This is a genomic window from Campylobacter sp. CNRCH_2016_0050h (assembly GCF_025772605.1).
GTDB classification, from domain to species: domain Bacteria; phylum Campylobacterota; class Campylobacteria; order Campylobacterales; family Campylobacteraceae; genus Campylobacter_D; species Campylobacter_D lari_D.
The window spans coordinates 144,325-155,951 of the sequence record NZ_JAKMSK010000003.1; the positions used below are offsets into that span (position 1 = coordinate 144,325).

Sequence of the window (11,627 nt, forward strand, 5' to 3'; positions counted from 1 at the left end):
ACATTATTTTTGCATATTAAAGAAAGAAAAAGATGGCAGACTCTAGATTTATGATGAATGTAAAAGGCATAGCTAAAAGTTTTATACCTAGAAAAATTTATCAAAATCAATTACAAAATATTTTCAAAGAGCTTTTAAAATCAAAAAATATAGATAATATTATTACTCGCTTAAATTATTACAATTTGCAAAATGATTTTTTTGATATAAAAAATTTTCAAAATTATGAAAAAATAGGAAAATTTCCCTTTAAAAAAACTTCCTATGCTTATGATGCTTATGCAATTAGTAAATATTTTAATGATGATTTCTTATGGATTAAAGGTTTTGGAGATATTAGTTATAATCTTAAATATCCAAGCATAGCTAAATCAAGACCAGTTGAAAATGGCTTTAATAATATCATTTTAAAATTAGACAAAAACAGACATTTTGATTTTATACAAGATAAAAACCAATTTGAAGAAAAAAAAGATTTACTCTTTTTTAGAGGTGCAATTTATCAACCTCATCGTATTAAATTTTTTGAAAAATATTTTGATAATCCTCGTTGTGATATTGCTCATGTTGGCGGTAGAAAAATTCAAGCCGAAAAATGGATTAAAAATTTAAATTTTAAAATCAGCAGAGCCTATCAAACGCAGTTTAAATTTTTGCTTTCATTAGAAGGTAATGATGTAGCAAGCAACTTAAAGTGGACGATGAAAACAAATTCTTTAGTTTTAGCCCCAAAAATGCGTTATGAAACTTGGTTTATGGAAGGAAAGTTAGTTCCAAATGAGCATTTTGCTTTGATTGATGATGATTATGAAAATGTAGAAGCTTTGCTTGATTATTATTTAGCTAATCCACATAGAGCAAAAGAAATCATACAAAATGCTCATGCTTATATAGAGCAATTTTTAGATGAAAAGATAGAATTTTATATAGGAATTTTAGTTTTAGCTAAGTATTTTTATTATTCTAATCAGCTTGATTTACCAAAAGATATTATTGATTTATTTGATTAAAAGGAGAGTTTATGCAAGAGATGGAAATAGTATTTTTAAATGATGAATTTATAAAAGCTAGCGAAGCTAAAGTGAGTATTTTTGATAGAGGTTTTATCTTTGGAGATGGAATTTATGAAGTAGTTCCTGTGGTAAATGCAAAAATAGCTGATAAGGAAGAATTTTGGGAGCGTTTTGAGCGTAGTTTAGCCCAAATTGATCTACAAATTCCTTATACAAAAGAAGAATTTGAAAATATTTTAAAACAATTAATCATTAAAAATTCTCTCAAAGAAGGCGGGCTTTATATGCAAATTACTAGAGGGGTTGCTAGTAGAAATTTTGCTCTTTTAAAGGGGTTAAAACCTACTATTATGGCCTTTGCTTTTGAATGCAAGGTGATTGAGCATGAGTTTGCTAAAAATGGGGTGAGTGTTATTTCAACAGCTGATTTAAGGTGGAAAAGAAGGGATATAAAATCAATTTCTTTATTAGCTCAATGTCTTGCAAAAGAAGAAGCTGTTAAAGCTAATGTTTTTGAAGCTTTTATGGTAGAAAATGCTTTAGTAACGGAAGCTTCTAGTAGTTCAGCTTTTATTATAAAAGATAAAACTTTAATCACTAAGCCATTTTCTAATGAAATCTTACCAGGAATTCGCCGTAAAAATATCTTAAAATTTGCAAAAGAACTTGATCTTAAAGTAGATCAAAGAGCTTTTAGTATGAAAGAAGTGTATGAGGCTGATGAGGTGTTTATTTCTGCGGCTACTTTTTTGATTTTAGGTATTATAAAAGCAGATAGTAAGGTAATTAATGATGGTAAGGTGGGCTTTTATACCCAAAAACTAAGAGAAAAATATGTAGAAAAAATTCAAAAAGAGGTTTTTTAATCAAAACCCGCATTAGTAAATTCTTTAGGATTATCTAGAGCGTAGCGAAACTTTTCCCAGTCTATTTGTTTATCCCAAATAGCTACGATTAAAGCTGCTACGCTATTACCACATAAATTTCCCACAGCACGAATTTCAGACATAAATTTATCCACGCCCAAAAGTATAGAAATGGCAGCCACAGGTAAAACCTCGCCCAAACTTGCTCCTAAGCCATTGTTAGCTTCTGCAATGTGCATATTAGATAAAGCCGCAAGTGTACTTCCTAGTATAATAAAACCTGATCCAGTCACACCAACAGCACCTTTTGAGGCTATCATAAGCACTATTAAAATGCTAATTTCATGAGTTAAAGAAAGTTCTACATTAAAAGCTTGAGCAAGGAAAATTAAACTCATAGCCAAATAAATATTAGTACAATCAAGATTAAAACTATATCCAGTTGGTAATACCAAGCCCACAGTGGCTTTTGAAATTCCTGCTTTTTCAAGTTTTCTCATAAGCGGAGCTAATGCTGATTCGCTAGAACTCGTGGCAAAAACTATTAAAACTTCTCTTGAGATAAAACGCATAAATTTAAAAATATTGACTTTAGCAATAAAACAAATAAGCCCTAAAACTCCAAAGATAAAAAGCAAAGAAGCAAGCAACATAACAATAAGCAAATAACCCAAATTTAATAAAGAATCAAGTCCATATTTTGCCACTAAAAAAGCCATCGCAGAAAAAGCGGCGATGGGAGAAAAATACATAATGATTTCTAAGATTTTAAAAACAAAACTTTGCATTATTTCTAAGGTTTTTTGTATAGCTTTTCTCTCATCAATTCTCATAAGCGAAATAATAAAAGCACAAGCTAGAGCTATAACTAAGATTTGCAAAGTTTTTCCTTCGCTAAAAGCAGCTATGATATCAGTAGGTATAGCATCTTTTAAAATATGCAAAATTTCATTTTGCGCACTTATTTCTATATTTTTATTAACAAATTGAGCTACACTTTCTTGATCTAGAGTGCTTGGATCAAGGTTCATTCCTTTACCAGGTCCCATAATGTTTGCCATAAAAATGCCAATAGCTAAAGCAAAAGTGCTTACTATTTCAAAATAAAGCAAAGCTTTAGCTCCTATGCTTCCAACTTGTTTTAAGCTTTCAAGACTAATAACACCTAAAACAATAGTTAAAAATATAATAGGACCTATGAGAATTTTTAAAGCTTGTATAAAATAATCTACACCGATTTTACTAGCTAATGCAAATTCCTTATCTAATAAGCCAAGGCAAATACCAGCTATAATTCCTATAATCACCCAAAAACCTAAATTTTTTAACATTTTTTTGAGCTTGCTTGGTTTTTCATGAGTAATAACTAGCATAAAAAACTCCTTGTAATTTTAAAAAACGATACATATTAGCAAAGAAAAACTTATTTTTATTGTTAAAATAAATAAAAAATAAATATAAAAGCTAAAAATAATAATTTTTTATCTTATTTTGTAGATAAAAGTAGCATTTTGTAGTATTTTTGTATGATTTATTATGAAATAAATAATGATAATGTTTATCTAAATTTAAGAAAGCTAGTACTATACTTGTGACTATGATTTTAAAAATGAATATCATTTCGGAGTAAAATAGTGTTTAAAAAAATAAGTTTATTAATGATTTTTTTATTTTGTTCTTTAACACTTGCTAGGGATATTGATTATCAAAAAGAAAGTCAAAATATTAAGCAAATTTTGAATGAAAGCATGGTGTTATATAAAGATAATAAAAATTTAGAAGCTAAGAAAAAAGCTGAAGATGCATATTTTCAGCATTTTGAAACCATGGAAGGCTCTATTGGTCGTAATGTCGGTAGAAAAGTCATTGTGATGGAGCGTAAATTTATTAATTTAAGAAAAATGTATAAAGATAAAGAAGATATTTCTAAGATAGAAGCTTTAATTAGTAGCTTGTATTTTGATTTAGATGAAGTCATTCCTATATTAGAAAAAGGATTTCAATTAAAAGCTGAAGCTAGTGATATAAATTATGATAAAAAAGCAGCTGAAAGCTCATCTTTAAAAGCAGAAAAAGAGCGTCAAGCGCAAGCTGAAGCTATGTTTGCATCTTTACTTGGAGAGGATGTTAAAGGACAAACATCATCAAATTTGACTCAAAATTCAACTACTCAAGAGCAAAATATCCAAAAAGACGAAACATTATTAGCCTTACAAGAAGCTTCAGCTATGGATGCAAGATTGCAATTTTTAATGGATTCAATGATTTCAAAACTTGATCAAGCAGCATTGGCTTTTGTAAATAAAGATTACCAAAAAGCTAAAGATTTAATCCAATCAGCATTATTCGAAGATTATAGAAATTCAAAGGTAGAAGTTTTAGTAGCAAGATACACAAAAGCGGGTATGGATAAAAAAATTCAAACAAAACTTAGAACTATAATAAGAAAAATCAACAATAACACTTTGGATGAAAAAGCTATAAGAGATGAAATTTCAGACATATCAGATTTATTATATGAAGCATTCCTAGCTTTACCTAAAGAAGAATTAGCTTTACTTCAGGTTAAAGGCTTTGATGAAAGTGTTATGAGTACTAAAAACTATACTAAAGTATATGATGATATAAAAATTGCACTTAATAATATTTTACAAAATTATGATGGTTTTAATTTAAATAGCATAGATGCTTTACAAAATGTTTATTTGGATATTTTTGAAGCAAGTGGTATGGAAAGTAAAATTGGTGCTATTGATAGTGCTTTAAAATTAAAAATAGAAAGTTATTTTTCAAAAGGTGTTGCACTTATTAAAGCAAGTGTTTCTAAAGAAGAATTAAAACAGAATTTTGATGAGCTTGGTGCATTAATTGAAAATTCTTTGGATAAAATTCAAGAATCTTCACCTATGTCTTTATTTATATGGGCTTTGGGTATTATCTTAAGAGAAGGTTTAGAGGCTTTAATCATTGTTGTAGCCATAGTTTCATATTTAGTTCAAAGTGGCAATAAAAAGCGTTTAAGTATAGTATATTCAGCACTTTGGAGTGGAGTATTTTTAAGTTTTGTAACTGCATTTTTTATTTCATGGATTTTTAAAGAACAAGCAGGGCAAAGTAGAGAATTTTTAGAGGGCATTACTATGCTTGTGGCTGTTGCATTACTATTTTATGTCGGTTTTTGGCTTTTATCAAATGCGCAAAATAAAAAATGGGCAAATTATGTAAAAACTCAAGCAGTTGAAGCTATCTCAAATAATTCAGCAAAAACTTTATGGTTTAGTGTGTTTTTAGCTGTATACAGAGAAGGTGCTGAAACTATTCTTTTTTATCAAGCTTTATTATTTGATGCAAAAACAAGCACAGATTATAGTTTTATATTTATAGGATTAGCTAGTGGATTAATTATACTTATAATACTTTATTATTTATTAAAAGCTGGTGCTTTAAAAATACCAGTAAAACAATTTTTCTATATAACTTCATACATTATTTTTTATATGGTCTTTGTCTTTACAGGCAAAGGCATTGGTGAGCTCATAGAAGCCAAGGTTATTACACCAAGCTTACTTCCTTTTGATTTTGAAGGAATTTTATGGCTTGGAATTTATCCTTACTATGAGAGCATCATACCTCAGTTTATGGTTTTAATCTTACTCATTATGGGTATTTTTATAACAAAGCAAATTTCAAATAAAAGGGAAAAAATATGAAAAAAACTTTATTAAGTTTAGGTGCAGCAGCTAGTATTTTAGCTAGTTCAGTTTTTGCAGCAGAGGTACCAATTGGCGATCCTTATGAGTTAAATGGTATGGAAATAGCAGCTGTTTATTTGCAGCCAATCGAAATGGAGCCAAGAGGGATTGATCTTGCAGCAAGTTTAGCAGATATTCACCTTGAAGCAGATATTCATGCATTAAAGGGTAATAAAAACGGCTTTCCAGAAGGTTTTTGGATTCCTTATTTAACTATAGCTTATAAGCTAACTAATCTTGACAATGGTAAAGTAAAAACAGGAACTCTTATGCCTATGGTAGCAGATGATGGCCCTCACTATGGTGCAAATTTAAAAATGGATACAGGCATAGGAAACTATGAGTTAGTATTTTTAATAGAAAGCCCAGAAAAACAAGGTTTTGGACGCCATGTTGATAAAGAAACAGGTGTTGGTAAATGGTTTGAGCCATTTTCAGTTAAATACAACTTTAAATACACAGGAAAACCTAAGTGATTTTTTCCCTAGCTTTTTGCTAGGGTTTATTTATAAAATTATTGATTTTATAAATAAATTCTATCAAAGAAGAGCCCATGTCGATTTATTTTGTACATTTTTTTGGAGTATTTTTTTCTTACGCACTTTTAAGTGCTTTATTTTTTTATAATCTAAAAAATTCTTTAGTGTTTAAACTTGCTTTTGTGGGTTTTGTTTTTTCTTATTTTGCTTTTTTTATTAGCGCTAAAACACTAAGTTATGATTTGTTGTATTTTTCTAATGATGTTTTATTTGTTTTATTGTTTTTAAGTGTTATCATTTTTTCTTTTATAAAAAATAATTTTTTAAAAGAAAAAATTCAAGCAATATTGCTTTTTTTATTATCTTTTGCTTTTGGTATAAAATACTTACATATTTCTATCGACTTTCCTATATTAAGCACTAATTTTTTAGATTCTTTAGCGATTAGTTCTTTTGGGCTTATTTTGCTTGCTTTTGTGATGTGTTTTGGGGTTAATCTTTTTACAAGATGGCTAAGGGAATTTAAATTTAAATTTTTAAATTTATTTTTACTCATTATCGTGATTTTTTATCTAAATGAAGCTTTAGCACAAATTTTATTGCACCTTATGAGAGAAGGTGTGATAGAAACAGAAAGTTTATATTTAAGCTATGTGGCAAAAAGTGTATATTATGCTAAATTCTATACATATATATGGTTTTTATTGCTAGGAATTTGTATAGTTTTAGCTTTAAAGCAAAGAGTGAGTGAAAACAGCAAGAAAAAAGATTTTGATATAGAATTTAGAAAAAATCAAGCAAAAAATTCAACTATAACTAATTTTAGTGCAAGTATTTTTAGTGCTATGATTTTAAGTCTTTGTATTTTTCTCTTTTATGACTTGCATGCTTCAAGACCAATCACCATAGACGAGCCAACCTATGTAGAGCCAAATGAAAATAATGAATTTGTTTTTGATGTGGCAATATTAAGAGATAATAACTTACATCGCTTTGCTTATATTAGCGATGAGGGTAAAGTGGTAAGATTTTTCTTGATTAACAAAAGAGAAGATAAAGACTCTCCAGTAGCAGTTTTTGATGCTTGTAGTATATGTGGAGATATGGGGTATGTTAAAAAAGGCGGAGAGTTAATTTGTATTTCATGTAATGTTAGAATTTTCTTACCAAGTGTAGGTAAGGCAGGTGGGTGTAATCCTATCCCTATGAAATATAAATTTGAAAATGGTAAAGTTATCATACCTTTTTCAGAAATTTTAGATGGGGTAAATTTTTTCACTCAAGTAGTAGAAAAGAAAGTTTATGATCCTATTGATCATACTGAGCTTATTAACTTAAAAGCACCAAGATCTTATGTTTATAAAGGAAGAACATATTTTTTTGCTAATGAAAAAAATTATGAAGAGTTTAAAAACGATCCTTTAAAATACATTGATATGAATAAATCTTCAAAATATAGAATTCATAATTTATTAGGAAATGACTATGCAAGTTAAGATTGTAAAAAACTCTATTTTTCAAAATAAAATCCAAAAATCTCTAGCCTTACTAACGATTTTTTTAGCTACTTTACTTATGGCTACTATGTTAAATCTTACTTTGGGTGTAGGTAATGAAATTACAAAAGAATTAAGAAGTTATGGATCAAACATTTTAGTTTTACCTAAAGGTGCAAGTTTGAGTGTAGAAGTGGGTAATAAAATTTATGAGCCATTGAAAAATCAAAATTTTTTAGAAGAAAACAAGCTCCATACTATAAAAGAAATTTTTTGGAGAAATAATATCAATGCCTTTGCGCCATTTTTAGATACTCAGGTAAAAATTCAAACTCCAAATGCAAATTATGAAAATATCTCTTTAGTGGGAACTTATTTTGATAAGGCTATAAAGATTCAAGATGATGATGATTTTTATGCAGGTATTAAAGAATTATACAAATATAGTCAAATCAAAGGAAATTACCCAAAAGATGATAGTTTAGATGAAATAATGCTAGGAATAGATTTAGCACAAAAGTACGATTTAAAAATAGATGATGAAATCACCCTTGTGCAAAATGATCAAATTTTTAAAGTAAAAATTGTTGGTATTATGGATTTAACTCAAGCTTTTTCAAATAAAATCATCACTTCTTTACTTTTAGCACAAAAGCTTTCTAAAAAAGAAGGTTTATTCTCAAAAGCAGAAGTTTCAGCTTTGACTATACCTGAAAATGATTTAGCACAAAAAGCAAGACGCGATGTAGATAGTCTTGATCAGCTTGAGTATGATCAGTGGTATTGCACTGCTTATGTAAGTTCTATTGCCTATCAAATTGCAGAAGATTTTAAAGGTGCAAGCACAAAAGTAGTGAGTGCTATTTCAGATGCAGAAAGTTTGATAGTATCTAAAATTCAATCTTTAATGGCAGTAGTTAGCATTATATGCTTAATCGTAGCTTCTATAGCCATATCATCTTTAATGAGTGCGGATATTTTTAGAAGAAAAAGTGAAATAGGGCTTTTAAAAGCTTTAGGTGCTAGCACTTTGCAAATTTATATGATTTTTGCGTTAGAAGGGGTTGTGGTAGCTTTAGTTGGGGCTGTTTTGGGCTTTGCTTTTGGTATAGGTATGTCAGAGATTATCGCCTTGAGTATATTTGAACATACCATTGAAATTTCCTGGATTATCCTACCAATTTGTTTATTTTTTGCAGTGCTTATAGTATTTTTAGGATGTTTGTTTTCTATCAAAGGAATTTCTAAACTTTCTACTTCAGAGGTTTTATATGGGAAATAATTTTTTTATGCAAGAGGTTTTTAAATCTCTTATTTTTTCTTATAAAAGAGTTTGTATTATTTTTATAGCTGTGTTTATGGGTGCTATGGTAAGTGCTTCGTTTTTTAATATTTATTTTGATATTGACACAAAATTGTCCAAAGAATTAAAAGCCTATGGAGCTAATTTTATCATCACGCCAAAAGATGATGAGTTTTTAAGCATGGATGAATTTAATCAAGCCAAAGAAAACTTGAAAGCAAAAGCTTTAACCCCATTTTTATATGGTTTTTATAATCTTGAAAGTTCAAGTGCGGTAGTTGTTGGGGTTGATTTTGCAAATTTAAAGCTTACCAAGCCTTTTATGGAGGTTTTAAAAGGAAGCTTTTCTTTGAGTGATTTTAGTGAAGATAGTGCCTTTGTGGGGGCTGATTTAGCTAAACAATTAGAGCTTAAAATAGGACAAGAATTGCAAATTTATAACCCAAGTATATCTAAAATAGTCAAAGTAAAAATCAAAGCTATTTTAAGAAGCAATGATGAGCAAGATGGGGTTTTAATCATCTCTTTAAAAAAAGCTCAAGAGTTAGCAGCTAAAGAAGTGATAAATTATGCTCAAGCTATTTTACTAGGTGATTATGAAAGCTTAGATCAAAAAGCAAAAGAACTTAGCAAGGCTAATGTAGAAGCCAAAGTCATAGCTTCAGTATCCATTAGTGAAGGTGTGATTTTAGAAAAGATCAAGGCTTTGATGGCTTTGATTAGTTTAACTATTTTGCTCATCAGTTCTTTGAGTGTAAATACCACTCTTAGCGCAGTGATTTTTTCAAGAAAAAAAGAAATAGCCTTGCACCTTGCACTAGGAGCTAAGCATAAAGAAGTTATTAAACTTTTTGGAGCTGAAGTGTTTATTTTAAGCTTGAGTGCGAGTTTGCTCGGCGCTTTTTGCGGATATTTTTTAGCAAATATTTTTGGATATTTGATTTTTAATGCAAGTATAGATTTTAGATTGTTTTCAGTGTTTTTTGCGGTGCTTGTTTCTTTAGTATTTGCATTTTTTGCAAGTATCTTACCGCTAAAAAAAGCTTTAAAAATCAATGTTTGTGAAAATTTAAAGGGTGAGTGATGAAAAATATTATAAAAATTTCAAATTTAAATCGTAATTTTAATGAAGTTAAAGCTTTGCAAAATATCAACCTAGAAGTAAAGCAAGGCGAATGGCTAGCCATTATGGGCCCATCAGGTTCAGGTAAATCAACACTTTTAAATATACTTTCTTTAATGGATACTCAAAGTAGTGGGGAGTATTTTTTAGATGATAAAGAAGTTGGAAATTTAAGTGAAGAAGAAAAAAGCGTAATTAGAAGAGAAAAAATAGGTTTGATTTTTCAACAATTTCATTTAATACCTTATTTAAATGCTTTAGAAAATGTTATGCTAGCTCAGTTTTATCACTCAAGTATAGAGCAAAAAGACGCTATAATGGCACTAGAAAAAGTAGGGCTTTCACACAGACTTACGCATTTACCTAGCCAATTAAGTGGCGGGGAGCAACAAAGGCTATGTATAGCAAGAGCTTTAGTGAATGATCCTGAAATTTTATTAGCAGATGAGCCAACTGGAAATTTAGATGAGGCAAATGAAAAAAATATTCTAGAGCTTTTTTGTAAATTAAAACAAGATGGTAAAACCATAGTTTTAATCACTCACAATCCAGACTTAGCTACTTTTGCTGATAGAACTATCATTTTAAGCCATGGAGTGATGAAAAGTGAAAATTAAGAGTATAATTTTAGCTTGTTTATGTTTAGTTTTTTTAAGTGCATGTTTTGAAAACAACAATAAAAATGGCGGCAAAGTAGGCTTAAAAGCACCAGAAATCGCAGCTAAAAATTTAGAAGGTGAGAAAATCAAACTAGCTGATTTTGATAATCTCATTGTTTTAACCTTTGTAGAGCAAGGTTGTGCATCTTGTTTAAAAGACTTACCACTCTTGGAAAAACTAGCTAACGAATACCCTAAAAAAATCACTATTTTAGCACTTGATTCTGTGGATAAGGGGAAAGATTTTGAAGAATTTGCTACAAAATATGATTATAAAAATATTATATTTTTGCAAGATGATTTAGATATATCATGGCAAAGATTTAACATTTTTGCAGTACCAACAACTTTTGTCATTAAAGATGGAGTTGTGCAAGATAAAATTATAGGAGAAAAACCATGGTCACAACTAAAAGCTTCTATTGCTTCTTGGCTTTAATAAGTGTTTTTTTCTTTAGTGCATGCTCAAATAATGAATTTCAAACCTTAAATTCAAGTCAAAACTATACTTTTAAATACGATGGTTTTGAAAAAACCTTAAAAACACAAAATGCAAATCAAGCTTATGCTTTATTTTTTTTCACGCAAGATTGTGGTGTGTGTAATGCGCAAATTCCTATGCTAAATGAACTTTATAGAGAAAGAAATTTTCCTATTTTAGCGGTGTTAAATGGAGCTAAATCAAAAGAAGAAGCTCAAAAAATTCTTTTGGAAAAAAAGTTAGATTTGCCACTTTTATATGAAGCTAAAGCAAGTTCATTTTTGTCTAAAGCTGTGGGTGGAATTTATGGTGTGCCTGTGATAGTTTTTTATGATGAAAAAGGCAAAATAAATGAAAAATTCATCGGACTTACTCCAAAAAGTGTTTTAGAAAATAAGATTAAATTTTTACAATAATTTTTTTATTAAAAGTATTAATATTGTTGTATTTGCAGT

Annotated in this window: 11 protein-coding genes; 10 read left to right on the forward strand and 1 reads right to left on the reverse strand. The window is 29.1% G+C overall.

Features of this window, described 5'->3' with window-relative positions:
- Positions 1–32: 32 nt before the first annotated feature.
- Positions 33–1,010, forward strand: coding sequence for a glycosyl transferase family 90 (locus L8X28_RS02710; protein ID WP_263665453.1), 978 nt, complete (start codon positions 33–35; stop codon positions 1,008–1,010).
- Positions 1,011–1,021: 11 nt separating this feature from the next.
- Positions 1,022–1,879 carry a D-amino-acid transaminase gene (gene dat, locus L8X28_RS02715; RefSeq protein WP_263665454.1) on the forward strand — a complete coding sequence of 286 codons (858 nt, stop codon included), beginning with the start codon at positions 1,022–1,024 and terminating at the stop codon, positions 1,877–1,879.
- Here the strand turns inward: dat and L8X28_RS02720 are convergent.
- Complete coding sequence (locus L8X28_RS02720; protein WP_263662183.1) at positions 1,876–3,252, reverse strand: cation:dicarboxylate symporter family transporter; 1,377 nt, start codon at positions 3,250–3,252, stop codon at positions 1,876–1,878. The two genes, dat and L8X28_RS02720, sit on opposite strands and share 4 nt — an antisense overlap.
- Before the next feature lie 285 nt (positions 3,253–3,537).
- Between L8X28_RS02720 and L8X28_RS02725 the strand changes: the two genes are divergently transcribed.
- The 8 genes from L8X28_RS02725 (at position 3,538) to L8X28_RS02760 (ending at position 11,588) form a co-directional block, all read left to right on the forward strand.
- The gene (locus tag L8X28_RS02725) at positions 3,538–5,589 is read left to right on the forward strand and encodes an FTR1 family iron permease (protein ID WP_263665455.1); all 2,052 of its coding nucleotides are present in this window, start codon (positions 3,538–3,540) and stop codon (positions 5,587–5,589) included.
- Complete coding sequence (locus L8X28_RS02730) at positions 5,586–6,107, forward strand: ferrirhodotorulic acid transporter, periplasmic binding protein (protein WP_012661874.1); 522 nt, start codon at positions 5,586–5,588, stop codon at positions 6,105–6,107. Before L8X28_RS02725 ends, L8X28_RS02730 begins: the two co-directional genes overlap by 4 nt.
- Positions 6,108–6,184: 77 nt before the next feature.
- On the forward strand, positions 6,185–7,606 hold the full coding sequence (locus L8X28_RS02735) for a Fe-S-containing protein (RefSeq protein WP_263665456.1): 1,422 nt from the start codon (positions 6,185–6,187) through the stop codon (positions 7,604–7,606).
- Complete coding sequence (locus L8X28_RS02740; protein WP_263665457.1) at positions 7,596–8,888, forward strand: ABC transporter permease; 1,293 nt, start codon at positions 7,596–7,598, stop codon at positions 8,886–8,888. Before L8X28_RS02735 ends, L8X28_RS02740 begins: the two co-directional genes overlap by 11 nt.
- On the forward strand, positions 8,878–9,993 hold the full coding sequence (locus L8X28_RS02745; RefSeq protein WP_263665458.1) for an ABC transporter permease: 1,116 nt from the start codon (positions 8,878–8,880) through the stop codon (positions 9,991–9,993). Before L8X28_RS02740 ends, L8X28_RS02745 begins: the two co-directional genes overlap by 11 nt.
- A complete protein-coding gene (locus tag L8X28_RS02750; protein ID WP_012661870.1) occupies positions 9,993–10,649 on the forward strand; it encodes an ABC transporter ATP-binding protein in 657 nt (218 codons plus the stop codon). The genes L8X28_RS02745 and L8X28_RS02750 overlap by 1 nt, the downstream gene beginning before the upstream one ends.
- Entirely contained in the window at positions 10,639–11,130 is a 492-nt protein-coding gene (locus L8X28_RS02755) for a TlpA family protein disulfide reductase (RefSeq protein WP_220566705.1), read from the forward strand. The genes L8X28_RS02750 and L8X28_RS02755 overlap by 11 nt, the downstream gene beginning before the upstream one ends.
- A complete protein-coding gene (locus tag L8X28_RS02760; protein ID WP_318529628.1) occupies positions 11,091–11,588 on the forward strand; it encodes a TlpA disulfide reductase family protein in 498 nt (165 codons plus the stop codon). Before L8X28_RS02755 ends, L8X28_RS02760 begins: the two co-directional genes overlap by 40 nt.
- The last annotated feature ends 39 nt before the right edge of the window (positions 11,589–11,627 follow it).